Consider the following 22310-nt stretch of genomic DNA (forward strand, 5'->3'; position numbering starts at 1 on the left):
TAAATATGGATATTAACTATCGCCAGATAGCTCGGACTCACCTTGAATTCGCTAAAACAGAAATGAATTCAAAAAATGATTATAGGCTCAAATACGCTGCCCTTGAGTTGAGAATGGCGTTGGAGGGAATTATTTATGATCGAGCAAATGCTTACGCCGATGAATTTCCTCCTGAGGAGTATGCCACATGGCAGCCCCAGAAAGTTCTTGCCATTCTTTTGGAAATTGCCCCATATGCAGATAAGGATAGTTCATTAAGTATAGGTGTTGAGCCTGAATTCGGAGTAGCCCCTCCCTCCGAAGAAATGAAGCAACTCGGTACGGAAGCAGTTTACAGTCTCAAAAGTCTAAAAAAACATTACAATCAGCTAGGCCACTACCTACACATTCCTTCTTTAAAGCAAAGTCTGTCAGGCAACGATATTGACTTTCAGAAGCTTAGAAATCGCTGCGAAATTATTCTGTCCTTCGTAGATGAAATATTAAAATCACCAATTTTCAACTGCACTTTTGGGCGCTTCACGAGCATACCTTGTATTAGCTGCGGGAAGATTATTCGAAAGAGAATTCCAGACAACCAAGAAGAAATCGAAGCAAAGTGTTTTGGTGACGGCTGCACGGCTATCTATCGAATAACCAATAAAAACAAAGAGGACTCAGATCTTACCTGGAGTCCATATGGAGAAAAAATTCCTTGTGCTAACCAAAGCTGCCAACACGAATTTTTCTTATGGCATACGGAGGTTAAAGCAGGCACAAATTGGCTATGCCCGAAGTGTGATGGGAGGAATACTCTATCTCTTGGTGTTCTCTTTGAGGAAAAGTAATTAGAACATCAATAATAAAAATGCACTGAAATCAGTGCATTTTTTGTGCTTGTAATGAAAGCTCAAACCCGCAGGCGTGGGCATATTTCAGAAGCGTTGACCAACTCGGATTAGCATTACCCCGCTCAAGACGGCTGATATTACTCTTGTTGGTTTGCATCCGCTCTGCGACCTGCTCCTGCGTTAATCCAGCCTTGCCACGCATAGTCAGTAACTGATCGATCAGGTTGAACTCATCTTCCAGTTTGTCATATTCCGCTTTTACTTCCGGATTTTTCAGCACTCGCTGTTTCAGTCGTTGCAGACTCATAAGGACTGAACCTCTCTCTGACGATCCCGAGCCAATTTCAGCTCACTTTTCGGTGTTTTCTGTGACTTCTTCACATAGGTATGCAGAACATAAATATGTTGGCCATGAAGGTAACAAAACAGCCCTCTGCCTATACCTTCCTGAGCTTTTGCCCTTAGTTCAAAAAGGCCATTTCCCATCGCCTTCGTGTGGGGTGGGCCAAGGTTTGCGCCATGCTTCGCCATCATCTCAAGCAGCTTAACCATTCGCGCCTGAAGCTTAGGTGGCATTTGCTCAATCTGATCTTCAACCCCTTCGTAAAAATCGATCTTCCATGTCATAAGAAATCCTTTCCCTGGTTATCATATATGATAACTCTAGTTCACAGAACAAAAAGCAGCCAACTTTTTACCCCCGCTTCCAGCGGTGATATTTCTCCACCCATACCAGCAGTTTTTCCGGGGCGTGGGCTTTCTTCCACTCTCCGGCGGCAAACTTGTTGGCTTCCGCCAGAGTCGGGTAGGTATGAATGGTGCCGAGAATTTTGCTCAGACCAAGGCCGTGTTTCATGGCTAAGACATACTCTGCCAGCAGGTCTCCGGCGTGGGTGCCGACGATGGTCACGCCCAGAATTTTATCCTTACCGGGTACCGTGAGCACTTTAACAAAACCTTCAGTACTGCCGTCCGCGATGGCCCGATCCAGATCATCAAGACCGTAACGAGTGACTTCAAAAGGGATATTCTGTTCCCGTGCCTCGGTTTCCGACAGGCCAACCCGCGCCACTTCAGGGTCGATAAAGGTGGCCCAGGGAATCACAGAGTAATCTGCTTTAAAGGACTTCCACTCCCCGAACAGCGCATTAACAGCGGCATACCATGCCTGATGGGCGGCGGTATGGGTAAATTGGAATGGCCCAGCCACATCTCCTGCAGCATAGATATTCGGATACAAGGTTTCCAGATACTCATTGGTCACTACGGTGCGCTCGGTCTGAATACCCAGGTTCTCCAGCCCGTAACCGGTTAGGCGCGCTGTCCGGCCGACGGCACAAATCAGGCGGTCAAAGGCGATAACCTCTTCTTCACCATCAGGGTTCTTCACGATCAGCTGTTTTTCACTCTGATTCTCACCACCAAGCTGGCAGCGGATCGCTTCGTAACCGGTCAGCAGGTTGACGCCACTTTTACGCAAGGCATTAGCGGCCAAATCAGAAACTTCCGGATCTTCCCGCACCATAACGCGCTCATTACGCTCTACCTGAATCACGTTACTGCCTAAGCGAGCAAAACTTTGTGCCAGCTCACAACCGATGGGGCCACCACCCAGTAATACCATACGCGGCGGAATATCGTCTTCTTTCGCCAGCTCTTCCCACAGGGTATCACTGGTGAGATAGCCCACTTTATTCAATCCCGGAATCTCCGGTACAAAGGGCTTAGCTCCGGCGGCGACCACAATACTACGAGCCGTTAACCTTTGGCTGCTGCCATCATTCAACTGAATTTCTACCGTCCACGGATCGATAATTTTGCCGTAACCCTGTAAAACCTCTACCCCCAAGCTGGTATAACGCTCAACACTATCATGAGGCTCAATGGCAGCGATCACATCATGGATACGCTGCATCACCTTTTTAAAACTGAATTGAGGCTCTCCACCTTCCAGGCCATATCGATCCCCATGGCGCATCTGTTCGGCCACTTTAGCACTTTTAATCAACGCCTTACTGGGCACACAGCCGTAGTTGAGGCAATCACCACCCATTTTATTGGCTTCAATCAAAGTGACTTTGGCTTTAACTGCGGCGGCAATGTAGGCACTAACCAAACCCGCTGCACCACCACCGATCACAATTAAGTTACGATCAAATTTAGCCGGTTTTTGAAAGCCTTTATAAACTCGGCGCTTTTTCACTAGTGCAACAATCTTTTTAGCGATCAAAGGGAAGACTCCAAGTAAAGCAAAAGAGAGTAGAATTTCGGGGGAGACAATACCGGACAGAGAATCCAACTGACCCAGCTGTGTACCTGCATTCACATAAATCAAGGTTCCCGGCAACATACCCAACTGGCTGACCCAGTAATAAGTACGGGTTTTGATAGGCGTTAACCCCATCAAAAGATTGATCAGAAAAAACGGAAACACCGGTACCAAACGCAAGGTAAACAGATAAAACGCGCCTTCCCGCTCCACACCCTGATTAAAGGCTTTTAGCCGGTCACCAAAGCGCTCCTGCACGCTATCCCGCAGCACAAAGCGCGCCACCAGAAAGGCCAGAGTAGCTCCGATGGTTGACGCGAAGCTCACCAGAATCAAGCCTTCAGCCAGCCCATAAACAGCGCCAATCGCCAGAGTCATAATCGTTGCACCGGGCAGCGAGAGCGCCGTTGCCGCCACATAGATCACAAAGAATACAGCCACCGTGATAACAGGGCTTTGGCTCTGCCAAAGCGCCAGATGCTCCTGACTGTCTTTCAGGCTATCCAGTGTCAGATACTGGTTCAGATCAAAGGCGAAAAAAGCGGCAATCACCGCAGCGATAGTACCCAGTAAGACTAATTTTTTCATAGGTCTATTTTATATCCTTGTCGTTGTCTGAATCCGATACGTCACCCGCAAGCAGACGGTGATGCAAAATTGCTTTCATGTATCGATATACGCACCAGTCCATGAATAGGATTCAACCTTAATTAGGTTTCTTAGTTTGATATCCGCACTGGGGAAATCACGACAATGGGCAACCCGAGACGCAGCCTTATCACTACTGATCAAAGTGGAGAAATCGACTTTTAGGTAAGAAAAAGGAGTGCTCACCATTAGTAGCACGATAGAGATCCTGCCAATACTGGCCATGGTCTATAGAGGTACCACGCTCACAGCTTCAGTATCTAGCTGAGAAGCCGTTGTGAATAAGAGTCTGAAGCCCCATCCCAATATTGGGCATCCAACTACCGGGGAAGGGCATTTCATGAGCTGAAGGCATTGTTTACTTACCTTGCCTCAAGAACTTTGAAAAAACTCTGGGCTATTGTCTTAGCCATCAAAGGAGGAACAGCGTTACCTACTTGCTTGGCTCGGTCTACCAAGCTTCCGCAAAACCTATATGAGCGAGGGAAAGTCTGCAAACACGCAGCTTCACGAAGCGACAGCGCTCTATCTTGCTCTGGATGACCAAAACGTCCATTCGAAAGGCTAATACAGCGAGTCGTCAAGCCACTTGCAGGGCGCTTCCAATGGAGTCGACCATACACATCCGTATGACCTTTATGCCTCTTGTGACAATCGAGAAGCAAATGTTCAGGCCAAGAGTCCCGACTACCACCCTCAGGCGTCGACCTAATTCGCTCAAGATTTAAAGCTGACAGTTTAGCCGCTTGATGATCAGGATCAGACTTGCAAACCTCCCCCGCAGCTATTTCAGGTAAATCTTTGATCCACTCTTCGACCGTCGAATATGGTTGCTCAGCTTCTGGGCCATGGGTGAATTCAGGGAAAGAAATTGAACCCAGTCGTGATGCAAGTAAAATCAAACGCTCTCTTTTTTGAGGAACACCAAAACCTCTTGCCGGGACAACATTGAAATCAAAAGAGTATCCGAACTTGTGAAGCATTTGAGTAAAGCTCTTAAATGCACCACCCATGCTTACTTTTTGAATTCCGGGAACATTCTCGATCATCACAAACTCTGGCAGCCAGTGCTCGATAAAACGAGAAAACTCACTAAGAAGGTTTCGTCTAGGGTCTTCTGCAGACTTATTACCATTCTGTTTTGAGAATGGCTGGCAGGGGGCACACCCACAGAACAACAGAGGGCTATGAGTTCTATCCACAGCTTCAATTAATGGAGACAAAATTGAAGGTTCAGTCGCACAAATATCGCGAGCAACACTCTCCACTTCTGGAAAGTTAGTTTTATAGGTCTCGATTGCCACAGGGTCATTATCTAAGGCAAATACAATATCCATTCCGGCATTCCGCAGCCCGAGACTTGTCCCGCCACAACCTGAGAAAAAATCAAAAACTCGTATGCTCACTACTGTTTACCTAAAAAGTTATCTATCGCTTCAGCTATCGGTTCAAAATGAACATTATCTAACTGGGCTAAGTACATTTTCTGGGTGATAAAAATCTCATTCGAGCTTACATTCTCAAAGTCTTCTTTCCCCAATAACTGTTGAGTCAACTGCCTAAATTTCATTTTTGCAGTTGCAGTTGGGTCTGGAACAATTCCCACCTCTTCAAATGGATCTTGGTTCAGATTTTCAAGGATAAATTGCTCTGGCGAACCATTGCCGGGCAAAAAAGACACGTATTCTATGAAAAACTCACAAAATTGCCTCATATTTTTCTTCAAAATTTCTTGATTTCTAGAAGAGTTGCCACTGTCTTTTAGGAACTTTATTCTCTGGCCATTGGCTAAGTCTTTAATCGTATCATCCAGCTGATTGTCAGGAATGACATCAAGTTGCTCTAGGGAAAGAGCTACTCTAGACCTTTCATCCCCATCTAGAATAAACAGCGTTTTTTTCCCTGCCGACAAGGCTTCAGGGAGCATGAAAGACTGCCTTAAATCCTCAGCTCCTCCTGGCATAAAAACCACCTCAAACAACTTGTAAGTGGCCTCCCCTTTCATGCGAAGAGCTTTGCGAATAACCTCGGCGGCCAAAGCATCCTCAACAAAGATTCTAAATTGATTATCCTCAGAACCGCCAAGGTGAAAAAAAGCTTCCTCAGGATGTGTTTCTCTCAATGACCTGACTTTCCCTGTTTTATCATCGTTAAACAGAGTTTTGATTGCTTTTTTTGGTAAACCTTTGACGATAAATGGGGAGTGTGTGCCCACCACAATCTGGTGCTTATTTTTTCTGATTTCATTTACTAAAAAAGCAACCAAGCGCGTCTGTGCCCCCGGGTGTAGAGATACTTCTGGTTCATCTAAAATAACAAGTGACATTTTTGGTGCTGAAAGTATTTTGTGAACAAGCATTACAACGGCAAATTCTCCACTGCCTGCGAAAGCCTCACTATATTTAAGAGCATCCGATTGTAGAATTACCGAATAACCATCCATCCCAAAAAAACAATGTTCTATAAGCCTAATAGAAACATAATTTCTTCCAAGGATTTCAGAAATCATTTCGCACTCTGAAGAAGACAGCTTTTCATTCTTCTTAACCTGCTCTTGCCTTCCGCGATAAAGTGGTTTTGACTGTAAATTTTTATCAACTACTTTTTTGAGAAAAACGGACTTTTTCCTGATGAAGTCCTGTTTTGATTTAAAACTGACTCGTTTACCTAGCTCACCATGGTAGAAAAACTTATCATACGAGCTAATTTCACTTCTAAAATCTAAAAAAACTACATTCTTGACCATCAACTCCCAGCGAGTCTTTTTCCTACCAACGAGCTTTTTTTCATCCTCATCTTCAACTGGGGGCATAGCCTCCATACCATCGGAAATCCTTGGGCGATCAGGCTCCCAGTAATCTGGATTTATTTCCTCCGAATTTTGATAAACCCTTTTAGCTCTTTTTTTAATAACCTCTACATCTCTCTTTGCATCGCCCTGAAAATACCCATAAATATATCGAGGCTGACTTTCCCCCTCTCCAGAAATGGGGTCTAAATCCGTCGAAAACCAATAATTGCCTAAGCTGTAATCTTTTGGACAACCCTGAATCGCTCGCAGAACTGAACTTTTATTAGTTCCATTCTGACCAACAATAACTGTTAATGGGAAATCAAAATCTATTCTTGTACCAGCCTCTAGACTTTTAAAACATGGGAACCGAATGTAGTTGATATATGGCTCTAACTTTTTATTTTCCTTCAACTGCTCTAAAGCAACAATATCCTTTGCCTGCATGCAAAATCCTTATCAATATTAATTTACAGATCAGCTTCCTGAACCCGCTTTCGGTATTCCTGCTTGGTGAGAATGGTCACCGACTCGGTCAGAGGATCAAAGACGATAGTCAGCTCACCTTTAACCAACTGCTGACGAACTTGCTGCACCCAGTCTTCAAGACCAATATCAACCTCTGTGGTGTCATAACCCTGACGGGTAACAAAATCTTCCAGCAATCCCTGCAGTGCGTCCGGTGAAATATCCCGGTAGGGGACTTCGATCATAAGGCGTATCTTTCTCCCAAAGTGTCAGTTTCTGCAAATATCATAAGTTGGCGGCAAAAGATCAGAACACCCACCAACTGGTTCCACGATCAAGGGTTGACCGGCAACTCTCCAGTTGTTTGTGATACTCGATTGCACGGTTAGCAACTTTGGCAGAGACATCTTTCAACCAGGATTTACTCTGCCATTTTTTATCGGCGTAACCACCATGCCCCTCATGGTAAGCAATGTACATATAGTAGGTATTATTACGTTCAATTCTGTTTCTTAAATACCCCTGATAGTTGTACCAACCAATAAAGTCCACTGCATCATGAAAGCGACCACGGCTGGCACGCCGATTACCGGTTTTGTCCTGATACTCTTTCCAGGTGGAGTCCAAAGCCTGAGTGTAACCATAAGAGGATGACTTGCGGGGCCCGGGGATAATTCCCAAAAAGGTAGTCCGTTCAGGCTGAGCATCCGGTTTAAATGAAGATTCCTGGTGGATAAAAGCGAGCAAAATGGGTACAGCTGTTCCCCACTTTTCTTCTGATTGTTTAGCAGAGATATACCAATCGGGGTACTGACGAAAAATCTCGCAGGCATTGTCCGGCTTTTGCGGCGGAGCAACAGCACACCCTGCCAGTATGAAGGCGACCAAACCCAGCAATGACAGACGCAGTATGCCGTCTTTCCCCTTAACCTGATGTTTACATCCTTTAATCATCTCACTCACAATATCTTATCCATTTCAGTCTTTCTCTGCCTAATACCGGTTTGCATTACAATTTGCCATGCTCATGCAGCAATGCCAGCAAACCCTCTTCATCCGTGATATCAATACCCAGCTCCTGTGCCTTAGTGAGCTTAGAGCCAGCAGATTCACCGGCAATGACCAGATGGGTTTTTTTAGAAACACTGCCGGAAACCTTGGCACCAAGTGCTTCCAGAGCAGCTTTAGCATCATTACGTTTCAGCTGATTCAGAGTACCTGTCAGTACCAGTGTCTGCCCCGCTAAAGGTAGCTCTTCCGCTGATGGCTGCGCTTCAATCTCAGGCCATTCAATGCCTTCGGCTAACAAAGCATCCAGCATTTCCAGATTGTGTGTTTGACGGAAGAAAGTAATAATATGATGCGCAACAATGGGGCCTACATCCGGCACTTCCAGCAATTGCTCTTCGGTGGCGTTGCGGATCACGGCCAGGTCACAAAAGTATTGCGCCAGCTGCTTCGCGGTCACCTCACCCACCTCACGAATACCTAATGCATAAATAAAACGAGGGAGGGTCGTATGCTTTGCCTGCTGGAGTGCATCCAGCAAATTTTGTGCAGACTTAGGCCCCATTCGCTCCAAGGCCGCAACATCATCCACATTCAGGTGAAAAAGATCCGTCAGGCTGCTGACCAGTTTCTTATCAACCAGCGCTTCTACCAGTTTGTCACCTAAGCCATCAACATCCAGTGCCTTTCGGGAGGCAAAGTGCTTAATGCCCTCTTTCCGCTGAGCAGCACAGACCAGACCGCCGGAACAGCGAACCACCGCTTCGCCCTCAGCCCGCTCTGTTTCCGAGCCGCAAACAGGACATGTCGCAGGAAAAATAATATCCTTCAGATCATGATTCCCCTCACGGCGCTCCAAAACAACAGAAACAATCTGAGGAATGACATCACCGGCACGGCGGACAATAACTGTATCGCCGATCTTAACCCCAAGACGAGCCACTTCATCTGCATTATGCAGTGTTGCATTGGAAACGGTTACACCGCCAACATAAACCGGCTCAAGACGAGCTACCGGCGTTATAGCACCAGTACGTCCCACCTGAAATTCAACATCACGCAGCTTTGTGATCTCTTCCTGTGCCGGGAATTTATAAGCAATCGCCCAGCGTGGTGCTCGGGAGACAAAACCCAATGCCGACTGTATCTCCATACGATTGGTTTTGAAAACAATACCGTCGATTTCAAAGGCCAACTGATCGCGTCGTGATCCAAGGTCACGATAATAGTCCAGACAGCCCTGCACACCTGTCACCACTTTTAACTCTGGATTCAGCCGGAAACCGAGGCCACTCAGTTTTTGCAGCACATCACTGTGGCGCTCAGGCATGAAACCATCACTGACTTCACCCACGCTGTATGCACAAAATTCCAGAGGACGTTTAGCCGTGATGCGGCTATCCAATTGACGCAGGCTTCCTGCGGCGGCATTACGTGGATTCACAAAGATTTTCTCATCCGCTTCAGCCGCTGCTTTGTTCAGCTTTTCAAAGCCCGCTTTAGGCATATAAACCTCGCCACGAACCTCCAATACTTCCGGTAGCACACCGTCAATATCTGTCCCGTTAAGACGCAGAGGCACCGAGCCAATCGTTTTTACATTCTGGGTAATATCTTCACCTGTGCTGCCGTCACCACGAGTGGCCGCCTGAACCAGCAACCCTTTCTCGTAACGGATACTTAGCGCGATACCATCCAGTTTAGGCTCACAAGCGTATTCAATCTCACCCTCAGTTTTCAGGCGCTCTTTTACCCGTTGATTAAAACGACTGAACTCTTCATCGTCAAAAGCGTTATCCAGTGAAAGCATCGGCACCCGGTGCGTGACCTGAGTAAAGGCGGGCAATGGCGCGGCCCCTACTCTCTGACTTGGAGAATCCGGCGAATGAAGTTCAGGATAGCGAGCTTCCAGCGCCTGAAGCTGGCGCATCAGGCGGTCATACTCCGCATCGGGAATACTCGGAGCATCCTTCACATAATAACGATAGTTATGGTCGTTCAGTTGCTGGCGCAGACTCTCAATCTGCTGTTCACAAGTCTGCTGTTCAGAGGATAGTGGTTCAGAAGAGGAGCCGGACAATAGAGGCATAACAATCTCGATACAGGGTTTAAAAAGTGACCATCGGTATTAGTCGTATCAGAGGTACAAACCAAAAGCAGCAAAACCACCCTCATCGGTGGTTTTGAAACCGGTTGCAGTCACAAGCTGCAACCCAGATTAGTTGAACCTTAAGGCCATTAAGAAAGAACTTTCACTGCTCATTCTCTTAGGCTGCTATCACAACGTCAGCGCATACGCGCCAACTGCTTACGGCGCTCAAACTCCTGAATTCGCTGCTTGTAGTGTTCGATGGTCTGGGGTGTCATCACACTACGGTTTTCATCTCTCAGCTCACCACTCATGTGCCGCACAATGACTTTTGCGGTTTCCAGCATCATATTAAAGCACTCCTGGCTGTTACCCGGAGCTGGTAAACCCATTACAAAAGAAACGCTCGGAATATAGAGGTCATCAAGCTGTTCAATATCAAAAACACCTGGCGCCACAGAGCTAAGCATCGAGAACTGAATCTGAGGGCCATCCTCTGTTTTAACAAAGCGGTGGAACACGCCCATAGCTCCTATCTGCATACCGCACTGCATGACAATATGTAAAAGAGCTGCACCATGGAAACCGCGCTCATCTTTACATTTAACATGCATCATCAGTAGCTCATCAGCATCAGCAATCTGACCACGCTCTTCGTCGGCACTCAACAGGAACTTACGAGGAGCCGAAGTACTTTTCTTGCCACTGCTCGGTTCTGTGGGCTGCTCATCAGTAACAGAGGCCTGCTGTGCATTGGCCTGCTCCTGCTTTCGTTTAAGGACGTCTGCTTTATGGGCCATTTCCTGCTGCTGACGATATTGTCGCTCAGCCAAACTAATATCATCTGCAACCGGTGCCTGTTGCTTCATTCGTTCTAATGGCCGGGGCCCTGTATGCTTGCCCTGAATACGACGTACTGCGGCCTTAACTGGATCAGACTCTTCCAGAGCTGCAGCTTCTACCTCAGCTTCTTCCCGTTTCTGCTGTTCCAGCTTTTGCTCTTCTTCCAAGCGGCGAGCTTTAGCAGCAGCAAAGCGCTTCTCTAAAGGCTCAAGAGGCTCCAGATCGCTCAGATCATCATCAACCGGATCGAATGCCGTTACATGCAGACTGTTGTCATCAGATACAGAATCTACTGTTGGTTCGGATTCAGGCGGGATAGCAGGCTCAGCTTCGGCAAGAGAGGTCTCCACATCAGAAATATTATCTGCTGATGAATAATCTAACTCAGGGCTAGCTGCTAGCTCAGGATCATAAAGAGACGTGTCATCCACATCACTCATATCTGTTAAATCAGGCTCCGGAGAAAAGTCCGGCGCTTGGTCAATATCTGCTTCTTCATCTTCTGACGCTTGAGAATAAATCTCAGCATCATCGGAATCAGAGGTATAGTCATTGGTTTCAGCGAAGTGCTCTGCATCAGAAGTTTGTTCATCAAAGAACAGAGAAGACTCATGATCATAGCTCTCGTCATGTAATGAGATATCTGAATCGGTTTCAGGCTCTGCTTCAAACTCGGTTTCAGGCCCTGCTTCAGACTCGGTTTCAATCTCAACTTCGTGACGCAGGACGGGAATCGGGTCATCATCAAAAACTTCAACATCATGACTCTTTATCACGCGGGCACCACCAGAAGGCAGCTCCCTGCGCAACTGCTCTTGCCGGACGCGCTCTTCTTCATCGACATGCTCACCTTGAGCGTCAGCTTTGCGCATGCGCCGGATACCATCGGCTATAATCAGCAACAAAATCAGACCGCCCAAAACCATCAGCCACTCACGTAAGCCCATGCAGTTAAAACCCTGTATAAAATAGTTAGTTATTGACCCAGATTCATTGACTTTAACTATTTTACGCTACAAAAGAGAACATTTATACGTCTACTAGCGCTGTTGCTTCATCAATATCAACGGCCACAATTCGGGATACCCCAGGCTCCTGCATTGTTACGCCCATTAAATGATCTGCCATCTCCATCGCGATTTTATTGTGACTGATATAGATAAACTGAAGATGCTCTGACATCTCCTTCACAATATTGGCATATCGCCCAACATTAGCGTCATCCAAAGGTGCATCCACTTCATCCAACATACAGAAGGGAGCCGGGTTGAGCTGAAAAATAGAAAAAACCAAGGCAATGGCCGTCAGGGCTTTTTCACCGCCAGAAAGCAGATGGATCGTACTGTTTTTCTTCCCCGGCGGGCGCGCCATAATAGAAACCCCGGTTTCCAGCAAGTCATCACCGGTTAGTGCCAGCCAGGCACTACCACCACCAAACACTTTAGGGAAAAGACGTTGCAACCAGCTATTAACCTCATCAAAGGTTTGCTTGAAACGTTGGCGGGTTTCTTTATCGATCTTGCGGATCGCACTTTCTAACATGCCCAGCGCCTGTGTCAGCTCATCATGCTGCGCATCCAGATACTGCTTACGCTCCAGCTGTGTTTCATACTCTTCGATTGCCGCCAGGTTAATTGCCCCCAACCGTTTAATTTTCTCACTCACCTGATTCTGTTGTTCCTGCCAGTGATTGGCAGTCGCATCGTCCGGTAAACCACTGAGCAGGTCTTCCAGGTCTCCACCGATCTCATCCAGTTGTTCATTGATACCTTCACGCTGAACCGACAGAGCCTGCTGCTGCATGCGCATTTTTTCCAGCTCGGTTCTCACTCGCTCAAGATCGCGTTCATGTTCGGCCCGGCTTTTTTCCAACTGGCGCATGGCATCATTCAACTGATGTGCTTTTTCACGCACACTCATCAGCTTTTGCTCTTCTTCTGCTTTGCGGTCGATCAACTCATCAAGTAGTAATTCACTGCCTTCCTTGGGTTCCTGCGCTTCTTCCAGAGTCATCAGCAAGTCTTCACGCTTTTCTCTCAAACGCTCCAACTGCTGCTCTATCCGCTCAGCCCCTTTTTCAGCCAGCTGCTTTTGACCCGATAATTCCTGTCGACGAAGTGCCAGTTGATGCAGCTTGTCACGCTCAAGGCGCACAGCCTGACGCTTCTGTTCGTAAACTTCTTTTGTCCGGTTACGATCCGCCTGCAGATGCTCACGCTCTTCGGAGAACTGCTCTACCTGCTCCAGCGCCAGCTGCCAGTTTTCACGGGCCTCTTCCAGCAGGTTTTGCTCTTCTTCTTCCCGAGCCTGAATCTGCGCCAGCTCTTCGTTCAGGTGACGCTGACGTTCGTTAAACTGTTCCTGCTTCAGCTGGCGGGTACGGATCTGGCCATCCCATTCACTTTTCTGCCGCTGAACTGACATGCGCTGATCCGCCAACTGACCTGCACGGTTTTCCAGATCCTGCTGTCGGCTCTTCAGCTGATTCAGTGTTTCGTCCAGCTCTACCAGACGTTCACGCCCGAGTTTCAGATCCTGTTCCAACTGTTCAATATCACGGGCACGATTGAGCACACCGGCAGCGTCAGTATTGCCTTTGTGGTAACGCAGCCAGCCATGGCCAAGCCAGACACCTTCCTCAGTAATCACTGAATACCCCAGTGGTAACCGGGCCAAGCGTCCCACGCCTACTTCCACGGATTCAACAATAATCACCTGTAGCAGACGCTCCGGCAGCCGCCCCTGACTTATCGACACCTGAGCGGCAAGGGTTTCACTTTCACTGACACTACCGGCCAGCTGGGGCTGTGGATAATCCGATGCGATAAAGGTGAAATCCGCTTTGTCACGCTCAGGCAGCCCCTTGGCAAGTTCCGGCAGTTGTAGCTGTTTGCAGGTTAAGCCCTGCAGCTGGGCTTCCAATACCGTTTCCACTGCCTGCGCCCAACGGGGGGCGACCTCAAGATGTTCGGCAAGCTTCGGGGCTTCAGATAAGCCATGACGGGCCAACCAACGCTGCTGGGCCGGATCATCCTCGGCTAAGGCAGCATCCTGCAGTGCCTGTAGGGATGATAGGCGACCTGAGTTAACCTGCAGCTGTTCCTGTAGGTTTTCACGCTCTTTCTGACGCTCGGCCAGCTGTTCACGGCAGGTCTGCAAGGATTCTTTCTGGGACTCTGCGTCCTCTTCCAGAGCTCCCAGCTGAAGCTCGAACTCCAGCGCAGTTTCCTGCATCAGCTCCAGTTCTTCGTCATTCTCTTCCGGTGCTTCCAGACCATTAAGCTGATCATGCACACGGGCATGACGCTGTTTCAGGTCGTTCAGGGAACGCTCATGCTGCTGAATATTAGACTGTGCCAACTCCGCATCACGACGGTACTGCTGGTCTTTCTGGTTGAAGCTGTCCCAGCGGTGCTGCCACTGCTGAACATTCTCTTCAGCTTCCTCTAGGGCCATCTCCAGAGCTTCACTGGCTTCCTGCTGCATCTCAAACTCAGGCTCCAGCTCTTCCAGCAACAGCACGACATCCTGCAAGCGCTCTTTATCCTGCTGCTGCTCCTGGTGGTTTTCCTGAATCTGTCGGTCAACATCCAGAAGATCCGCATGCAGCTGCTGCCCACGCTGTTTCTGGTGCGTCATCTGCTGTTCAAGACGGGAGATCTGGTTGCCTAATTCGTAGAAGCTGGCCTGAAACTGCTCCAGTTGCTCGTTGGCTTCCTGATGCTGCTGGCGGCTCTCTTCGATCTCGCTTTCCGCACGACGCAAGGCAAAGAGGTGTTTCTCGGAACGAATCTCAAGATCGCTGATCACAGCCGCATACTGACGGACCTGCACATCCAGATCTCGCCAACGAATCGCCCGTAGCTGACCTTTTAAGCGACGTTCCTGAGCCTTCAGTTCACGGTAACGGTGCGCCGCTTCCGCCTGACGCTGCAGACGTTGTAGCTGGCGTTCCAGCTCATCACGGATATCCTGCAGACGCTCCAAATTATCGTGGGTACGGCGCATCCGGTTTTCTGTTTCCCGGCGACGCTCTTTATACTTTGAGATACCGGCAGCTTCTTCGATGGTGTTACGCAGCTCCTCCGGTTTCGCCTCAATAAGACGGGAGATCATGCCTTGTTCGATAATGGCATAACTACGGGAACCGAGACCGGTACCAAGGAAAATTTCGGTAATGTCTTTACGGCGGCATTTGGTGCCGTTCAGGTAATAGCTGGACTGCCCTTCACGAGTCACCTGGCGCTTAAGGGCGATCTCGGCATATTGGCCGTACTGACCTTTCAGGGTGCCATCGCTGTTATCAAACACCAATTCGATAGAGGCCTGCCCTACAGGCTTACGGGCGGTGGAACCGTTGAAGATCACATCGGTCATCGACTCGCCACGCAGGTGTTTGGCGGAACTCTCCCCCATAACCCAGCGCACGGCATCAATAATATTGGATTTACCGCAGCCGTTAGGACCAACGACGCAGGTCATATTTTTGGTGAAAGGTACTGTGGTGGGGTCGACAAAGGATTTAAATCCTGCCAGTCGAATACATTTTAGCCGCATAACCTTCCGTTGCCCGAACCCTTATAACGTCTTCTTCTGAATACAAAACAGGGCTAAAAAGCCCTGCTTTGTATCATGCTGTTTTCTACTACCAGATAGCTCTCTCTTTAGCAGAGCTAATCAGCCACTTAGATTACTGAATCTGATCTGTGATGACCAGCTTCACAACCTCTTTATGATTGACAGGGTAAGGACCACTCACTCCTTGCCAATCACCAGGCTGAGGCTCAGGCGTACCAGCTTTAGCAATTCTGGCCGCAAGATTCACCTCTGTTGCACTGGAAAGACGTACCATAGGCGCCACGGCCATAGAGTCATCCAGAGTAATCGTCACCGGCAGATCTGCAACACTCAGTTTTGCCGCAGCCAAAGGCATTGGCGGCCCACCCTCAGGAGCACGGGCAAAGACAAACACAGTATCTGCAGGGTTAGCTGCGGCTTTTGCGGCATCACTCAGGTCGACCTGTATCTTAATTGATGGTCCTGCGCTTGCTGTATCAACGCTTTCCCCCTGAGCTTCCAGACGCCTTGCTGCTTCACTAACACCAGCACGAATCGCATTCGCGCTGTTCGGATCACCAATAAACTGTAATGCCTGCTGCCAGTAGCCGATCGCTTCACGGTAAGCACCCGATTCAAAAGCAGAAATACCACGAAGCCCTAATGCAGCAGCTTCATTCGGGTCAGCCTGCAGCGCTTCATCCAGCAGCGAATCAATCTCAGGCGTCATCACATTCTGATTGGCAAAATAAAGCGCCTGAGCATACTGGGCCAATGCAACAGCAGTACGACCATCGATGCGGATCACTTCTTTGATCGCATCTGCTGCGTCGGCAAAACGCCCCATATTCATATAGGTACGCGCAAGCAGAAACCAGCCATCCGCACTATCAGGGTTTTGCTTAAGGCTCTGTTCAAGGCGGCCAACCAGCTCTTCCACTGAAGGCATATCACCATTTTGCCGCTCTAAAGCTAGGGCAACACCACCACTATTACCTTTAACAAAGTACCAGCCTACAGAGCTCACCAAAATCAGGCCTATCAATACCAGACTCAGCAGAATACCGGGGCGGGTAGACCTTAGCACTGGGATCTCTTTATCACCCACATCATCCAGCAGGGTCTGTTCCAGCTCGGACTTCATCTGTTCAAACTGCTCCGGCAACAAATTGCCCTGAGCCAGTTCCTGATTCAACTCTTCCAAGCGCTGGCGGAACATCGCCACATTGTATTCACTTAATTCCGCTTCGGTCAGACTTTGTGCCTGATTGCGGTTTCTTACCAGCGGCAGCAGTACAAAGATGGCTGCCAAAGCAGACATTGCTGCTATACCGATCCAGAGAGGTGTCATATCTCTAAAACTCAACTATCGGTGAACGAAAGCCGGCATGCCGGCTGCTTGTTTAATACAGAGCACTAGTCTGACTTCTTATTTAGAAGTTTATTCAGACGCTCCCGGTCATCTTCATTGATTTGCTGTGCTGCTTGGGCCGCCGAGCGATTACCACGTAACAGGAAGAAAACTACTATCCCGGCCAGAAACAACAGAACAAACGGGCCATACCAGAGAAGGTAGGTCAGTGAGTTTACCGGCGGCTCGTACAGCACAAAGTTGCCGTAGCGGGCAACCATAAAATCAAGAATTTCATCATCGGTATAGCCTTCGTTCAACAAGCGGTAAACCTGCTGACGTAGATCCGCAGCGATACCGGCATCGGAGTCGATGATGTTCTGGTTCTGACATTTAGGGCAGCGCAAAACTGCCGCAAGATCCTGATACCGGGTGCGCAGCTCATCATTTTTAAATTCGAAGGCATCGATGGTTGCCTGAGCCGTCGGCGCGTAGGTAAACGCAGCGCCGATGGATACCGCAATCAACAGTACCAGCCAGAGAGTATTTATCTTGTGCTGGGCGTTCTGTTTACCTATCTCCATTTGTTAACCTCTGGCAGCAACTCATTCAACCAAACCTGCCGATCAATCACACCAACAAAACGGTAACGGACAATACCGTCTTTATCCACAATATAGGTTTCCGGTGCGCCATAGACGCCCAGATCCAGACCAACACGACCGTCTTCATCAAACAGGCTGAACTGATAAGGATCCATATACTCATCCAGCCAGCGAATCGCTTCAGGGCGGGTGTCTTTATAATTCAGACCAAAAATTTTCAGGCCACTTTCCTGAGCAATACGCACCAACTCAGGATGCTCCTGTCGGCAGGCGACACACCAGGTTGCCCAAACATTGACCAAAGATACCTGCCCTTTCAGGGCATTCTCTGTTATCGCTGCACTTTCATCTTTAACCGTACTCAGTGTAAAAGCCGGAAATGGCTTCCCGACCAAAGCTGATGGCAGCTCTCTTGGATCAAGCTTCAGCCCTTGCCAAAGGAACAGCCCCATAACAAAAAAAATAACTAATGGAATAAACAGCATCAGACGACGCTTCATACGGTAACTCCTTCTGCGGATGAATCACTGTTACCTGATACAGACTTATCAACAGACTCAGCATCTTGCTTGGCTTTTATTTCACGGGCTGCCATACGGCGGTAACGCTTATCCACTGCGGCCAGCAAGCCACCAAGCGTCATCACCACACCACCGATCCACAGCCAGCGCACATAGGGTTTATGCTGAACGCGCATGGCCCAAGCGCCACCTTCAAGCGGTTCGCCCATCGCAACATAGATATCCCGGAAGATTCCCCAATCAATGGCAGCCTCGGTCATTACCTGGTTGCGGGCAATATAGCGGCGCTTTTGCGGAAACATAACGGCTTCAAGTGTACTGTTTTTGTAGACACGGATTTCAGCCTGCTCGGCGGTCCAGTTAGGGCCATCAACATGCTTCACCTCCACCATTTCAAAGCGATAATCCCCTGCTTCAGCGCTACCACCGGGTACTAAACGAACGTCACGCTCCAGGGTGTAGTTAGATACCATGGCCATACCAACAACCGTAATTGCCGCCCCCATGTGCCCCAGCACCATCCCCCAATAGCTACGCCCTAAGCCTTTAAGACCGGTGTAGTTCCAGCCCTTATTTTTCAGCTTCTCATTCATATCACGCAACTGAGAGAAGGTAATCCAGAACGCCAGTGTCATGCCGATGAAAACATAGGTATTCCATTCACCGCCGGCGATAAAGGGTAAGGATGCACCCAAGACTAAGCTCAGTACACCTGACAACCAAATACGCTGCCGCAGGACTCGCCAGCTAATATCTTTCCAGCGGGATACTGGCCCAAGTCCCATAAAGATACCCAGCATACTCATCAGAGGCACAAACACGGCATTAAAGTACGGAGGGCCAACCGATATTTTACCTAACCCTAGAGCATCCAGTAGCAGCGGGTACAGCGTACCTAACAGTACGGTCACCATGACAATTACCAGCAGGATATTATTCATCAGCAGGAAAAATTCCCGAGACATCCAGCTGAAGCCAATCTTTGCTTTAACATCCGGTGCCCGCAAGGCGTAAAGCACAAAAGAACCGCCGATACAGATCGCCAACAGGGCAAGAATGTAATACCCCCGTTCCGGATCAGTGGCAAAAGCGTGTACCGATGTCAGTACACCGGAGCGTACCAGGAAGGTTCCCAGCAGGCTTAAAGAAAATGCGATAATCGCAAGCAGCACCGTCCAGTTCTTAAACACACCACGTTTTTCCGTCACCGCCAAGGAGTGCATCAGAGCAGTACCCACCAACCAAGGCATAAAGGATGCGTTTTCTACCGGATCCCAAAACCACCAGCCACCCCAGCCAAGCTCGTAATAAGCCCACCAGCTACCCAGGGCAATACCTAGCGTCAGAAACGCCCAGGCCACAGAGGTCCATGGACGGGACCAGCGAGCCCAAGCCGTATCCAGACGACCACCAATCAGGGCAGCAATAGCGAAAGCAAAAGCCACCGAAAAACCCACATACCCCATATAGAGCATTGGCGGATGAACAATCAGACCAAAATCCTGCAGCAGTGGATTCAGATCTCCACCATCGGAAGGAAACTGGGGCAGAAAACGATCAAAAGGATTCGAAGTCAGCAAGACGAAAGAGATAAAACCAACACTAATCATCCCTAGCACCGAGATAACCCGGGCCAGCATATCGTCCGGTAAGCTACGGCTAAACAGAGTTACGGCAAAACTCCATGCCGCTAATATCCAGACCCAGAGTAGCAAAGAGCCTTCGTGCCCACCCCAAACGGCACTGATTTTATAAGCGGTTGGCAGCGCACTGTTCGAGTTATTTGCTACATAGGCAACAGAAAAATCATCTGACACAAAAGCATAGGCAAGGAGAACCAGAGCCAGTGAGACAAAGAAAAACTGTCCCCAAACCATAGGAGAACCGTAACTCATCCAGCCTGTCATTCTCAGCTGAGCGCCGAGTAAAGGAACAACGGACTGAACCAGCGCCATAACAAGCGCAAGAATCAACGCATAGTGCCCTAGCTCAGGGAACATTAGTGCGGTCATAGTAACCTCGGTGATTAAATAGGGTATTCTTTGCAGCTGACCGAACCAATAATAAGTTCTGATCAGATCACAGGCAGAACAAGACCCAACCTCGTCAGGTCTTGCTCTTTATTATGTTATTGAGCCGAAGCAGCAGACTCGCCAGAGACGGTTTTACCGCTGGCTTTAAGCGCTGCCTCCACCTCCGGCGGCATGTAATTTTCGTCATGCTTTGCCAACACTTCAGAAGCTTCAAACTGGCCATCAGCATTCATGGAACCCATAGTGACAATGCCTTGTCCTTCACGAAATAGGTCTGGCAGGATGCCACTGTATTTGACAACAACCTCATGCTCAAAGTCAGTAACCATAAACTCAACATCCAAGCTATCAGGAGCCCGCTTAATACTGCCCTCAACAACCATACCACCAGCACGAATACGCTGACCAACAGGCGCTTCTCCATCAGCAATCTGTGTTGGCGTATAGAACAGGTTAATATTTTCAGACAGAGCGAAAAGCACCAGACCAACCGCCACGGCCACTGCGGCTACCATAGAACTTAACAGGACAAGCTTCTTCTTACGCTTTGGATTCATGATGTTTTTTGCTCCCGGCGCAGTTTGCGCATCTGCTCTTTGATCAGCTGACGTTTGTGCATGATGGGCAGCACAACATTAATAACCAGCAGTACGGCACTTAATCCGTAGGCCATCCAGACATAAAGTCCATGACCACCCATATTTAAAAACTCAGAAAAAGAATCGAAGTACATGACGTTCACTCACCAGTCTTTTGACGCACTAAACTATTTATCCGACAAATTATCCGACAAACTTTACTCAACTTTCTTTACTGAGCAGCCCTTGCACCCAGTGGGTACGCTTCTCACGTTCAAGAATCTCATTGCGGGTCCGCATCATCAGAATCACAGCAAAGAGACAATAAAAGCCAACCACCATGACCAACAAAGGCATCCACATCTCAGCAGGCATCGCAGGTTTCTCTGTCAGCTTAAACGTTGCAGGCTGATGTAACGTATTCCACCACTCCACGGAGTATTTGATAATCGGAATATTTACAATGCCAACCAGTGACAAAATCGCACTGGCTCTGGCTGCAGATTGTTTGCTATCAAAGGCTGACTGCAACGCAATTACACCAAAATAGAGAAAAAGCAGGATCAGCATTGAGGTCAGACGGGCATCCCATACCCACCAGGCCCCCCAGGTCGGCTTACCCCAGATGGCACCGGTAAACAGCGCAATAAAAGTCATAGTTGCACCAAAAGGTGCGCAGGATTTAGCAACCATATCAGCTACTTTCATCTTCCAGATCAACCCAACCCCCCCGGCAATAGCCATCAGAAAGAAGATAGACTGAGCCAAAATTGCCGCCGGAACATGGATATAGATAATCCGGAAACTATTGCCCTGCTGATAGTCAGCCGGGGCAAATGCCAGCCCCCAAACGGTTCCCACAGCAATCAAAAGAAGGGCTGCAGCGGCAAACCAGGGAATCCAGCGACCAGAAATCTCATAAAACCATTTTGGCGAGCCCATTCGGTGAAACCAGGCGACAAATGTTTTCCACATGATGCTAACTCAAACTCTCTTATTTTGATTAACCGTTCAGACTGATCCGCAATGCAGCCCCGGCTGCCAGAGGAGCCATCACCAGCGCTGTCATCAACATAGCGCCCATAATGGCCAAATGACCAGCCACCGCCATACCATTCACCGCAGAGACCACCGCCCCCGTCCCAAAAATCAGAACAGGAATATACAGCGGCAAAATCAGCAACGTCATGAGAACCCCTGTGCGCCGCAATCCCACTGTTAGGGCTGCGCCAATAGCCCCTACCAAACTCAGGGTAGGGGTTCCCAATAGTAAACTCAGGAAAAGGGTACTATAGCCCTCTTCCGGCAAAAACATCATCACCGCCAACATGGGCGCTAATAAGGTCAGCGGCAAACCTGTTACAAGCCAGTGCACCAATACTTTTGACAGTACCATCACCGATAATGGGTGCGGGCTGATAACCAGCTGTTCTAATGAGCCATCAGCCATATCCTGCTGAAACAAGCTATCGAGTGACAAAAGCGTTGCCAGAAGAGCAGACACCCAAAGCACACCTGCAGCAATCTGAGCCAAAAAACCCGGTTCCGGGCTAATGCCCAGCGGGAATAGAGTCACGGCTATGGAAAAAAACAGTAAAGGATTCACCACATCAGAACGGCGGCGAAATACTAATAAAAGATCTCGCTTCAGAGTTCCGGTAAATGCATGCCAGCTGCTGATCTGCATGCCTTCTTCACGCCGAATAATACGCTGTTTTT

The 22310-nt window shown here is 48.6% G+C and carries 19 protein-coding genes; 1 reads left to right on the forward strand and 18 read right to left on the reverse strand.

What is annotated here, in order from left to right; genetic code table 11:
• Positions 1 to 5 precede the first annotated feature (5 nt).
• Positions 6 to 827, forward strand: a complete 822-nt coding sequence (locus tag ACN0R8_RS09275) for a hypothetical protein (RefSeq protein ID WP_417596789.1) — start codon at positions 6 to 8, stop codon at positions 825 to 827.
• Between the two features lie 31 nt (positions 828 to 858).
• On the opposite strand, the gene ACN0R8_RS09280 is transcribed toward ACN0R8_RS09275, so the two are convergent.
• The 18 genes from ACN0R8_RS09280 to ccmB form a co-directional block, all read right to left on the reverse strand.
• A complete protein-coding gene (locus tag ACN0R8_RS09280) occupies positions 859 to 1137 on the reverse strand; it encodes a helix-turn-helix domain-containing protein (protein ID WP_417596790.1) in 279 nt (92 codons plus the stop codon).
• Positions 1134 to 1457 carry a type II toxin-antitoxin system RelE/ParE family toxin gene (locus tag ACN0R8_RS09285; protein ID WP_417596791.1) on the reverse strand — a complete coding sequence of 108 codons (324 nt, stop codon included), beginning with the start codon at positions 1455 to 1457 and terminating at the stop codon, positions 1134 to 1136. Before ACN0R8_RS09285 ends, ACN0R8_RS09280 begins: the two co-directional genes overlap by 4 nt.
• Before the next feature lie 67 nt (positions 1458 to 1524).
• Complete coding sequence (locus tag ACN0R8_RS09290) at positions 1525 to 3687, reverse strand: FAD-dependent oxidoreductase (protein ID WP_417596792.1); 2163 nt, start codon at positions 3685 to 3687, stop codon at positions 1525 to 1527.
• Positions 3688 to 4109: 422 nt separating this feature from the next.
• Positions 4110 to 5153, reverse strand: a complete 1044-nt coding sequence (locus tag ACN0R8_RS09295) for a DNA cytosine methyltransferase (protein ID WP_417596793.1) — start codon at positions 5151 to 5153, stop codon at positions 4110 to 4112.
• Positions 5153 to 6985, reverse strand: a complete 1833-nt coding sequence (locus tag ACN0R8_RS09300; protein ID WP_417596794.1) for an AAA family ATPase — start codon at positions 6983 to 6985, stop codon at positions 5153 to 5155. The genes ACN0R8_RS09295 and ACN0R8_RS09300 overlap by 1 nt, the downstream gene beginning before the upstream one ends.
• A gap of 23 nt (positions 6986 to 7008) precedes the next feature.
• Positions 7009 to 7251: a YheU family protein gene (locus tag ACN0R8_RS09305; protein ID WP_417596795.1), complete on the reverse strand. Its 243-nt coding sequence runs from the start codon at positions 7249 to 7251 to the stop codon at positions 7009 to 7011.
• A 61-nt stretch (positions 7252 to 7312) separates the two neighbouring features.
• The gene (locus tag ACN0R8_RS09310; protein ID WP_417596858.1) at positions 7313 to 7960 is read right to left on the reverse strand and encodes a transglycosylase SLT domain-containing protein; all 648 of its coding nucleotides are present in this window, start codon (positions 7958 to 7960) and stop codon (positions 7313 to 7315) included.
• 55 nt (positions 7961 to 8015) lie between these two features.
• Complete coding sequence (ligA, locus tag ACN0R8_RS09315) at positions 8016 to 10103, reverse strand: NAD-dependent DNA ligase LigA (RefSeq protein ID WP_417596796.1); 2088 nt, start codon at positions 10101 to 10103, stop codon at positions 8016 to 8018.
• Between the two features lie 197 nt (positions 10104 to 10300).
• Positions 10301 to 11893, reverse strand: a complete 1593-nt coding sequence (zipA, locus tag ACN0R8_RS09320) for a cell division protein ZipA (RefSeq protein ID WP_417596797.1) — start codon at positions 11891 to 11893, stop codon at positions 10301 to 10303.
• An 82-nt stretch (positions 11894 to 11975) separates the two neighbouring features.
• On the reverse strand, positions 11976 to 15503 hold the full coding sequence (smc, locus tag ACN0R8_RS09325; protein ID WP_417596798.1) for a chromosome segregation protein SMC: 3528 nt from the start codon (positions 15501 to 15503) through the stop codon (positions 11976 to 11978).
• A gap of 133 nt (positions 15504 to 15636) precedes the next feature.
• Positions 15637 to 16854, reverse strand: coding sequence for a c-type cytochrome biogenesis protein CcmI (gene ccmI / locus ACN0R8_RS09330; RefSeq protein WP_417596799.1), 1218 nt, complete (start codon positions 16852 to 16854; stop codon positions 15637 to 15639).
• A 65-nt stretch (positions 16855 to 16919) separates the two neighbouring features.
• Complete coding sequence (locus ACN0R8_RS09335) at positions 16920 to 17438, reverse strand: cytochrome c-type biogenesis protein (protein WP_417596800.1); 519 nt, start codon at positions 17436 to 17438, stop codon at positions 16920 to 16922.
• Positions 17429 to 17959: a DsbE family thiol:disulfide interchange protein gene (locus ACN0R8_RS09340; RefSeq protein ID WP_417596802.1), complete on the reverse strand. Its 531-nt coding sequence runs from the start codon at positions 17957 to 17959 to the stop codon at positions 17429 to 17431. Before ACN0R8_RS09340 ends, ACN0R8_RS09335 begins: the two co-directional genes overlap by 10 nt.
• A complete protein-coding gene (locus tag ACN0R8_RS09345) occupies positions 17956 to 19980 on the reverse strand; it encodes a heme lyase CcmF/NrfE family subunit (RefSeq protein ID WP_417596859.1) in 2025 nt (674 codons plus the stop codon). The genes ACN0R8_RS09340 and ACN0R8_RS09345 overlap by 4 nt, the downstream gene beginning before the upstream one ends.
• Before the next feature lie 128 nt (positions 19981 to 20108).
• Positions 20109 to 20570: a cytochrome c maturation protein CcmE gene (gene ccmE, locus ACN0R8_RS09350; RefSeq protein WP_417596803.1), complete on the reverse strand. Its 462-nt coding sequence runs from the start codon at positions 20568 to 20570 to the stop codon at positions 20109 to 20111.
• A complete protein-coding gene (gene ccmD, locus ACN0R8_RS09355; RefSeq protein ID WP_417596804.1) occupies positions 20567 to 20746 on the reverse strand; it encodes a heme exporter protein CcmD in 180 nt (59 codons plus the stop codon). The genes ccmE and ccmD overlap by 4 nt, the downstream gene beginning before the upstream one ends.
• A 67-nt stretch (positions 20747 to 20813) precedes the next feature.
• Positions 20814 to 21566 (reverse strand): heme ABC transporter permease, encoded by a 753-nt coding sequence (locus ACN0R8_RS09360; protein WP_417596805.1) that lies wholly within the window; start codon positions 21564 to 21566, stop codon positions 20814 to 20816.
• Positions 21567 to 21594: 28 nt separating this feature from the next.
• Complete coding sequence (gene ccmB, locus ACN0R8_RS09365) at positions 21595 to 22278, reverse strand: heme exporter protein CcmB (protein ID WP_417596860.1); 684 nt, start codon at positions 22276 to 22278, stop codon at positions 21595 to 21597.
• Positions 22279 to 22310: the final 32 nt, after the last annotated feature.

Source organism: Oceanospirillum sp. (genome assembly GCF_048265165.1).
Taxonomy (GTDB): domain Bacteria; phylum Pseudomonadota; class Gammaproteobacteria; order Pseudomonadales; family Halomonadaceae; genus Oceanospirillum.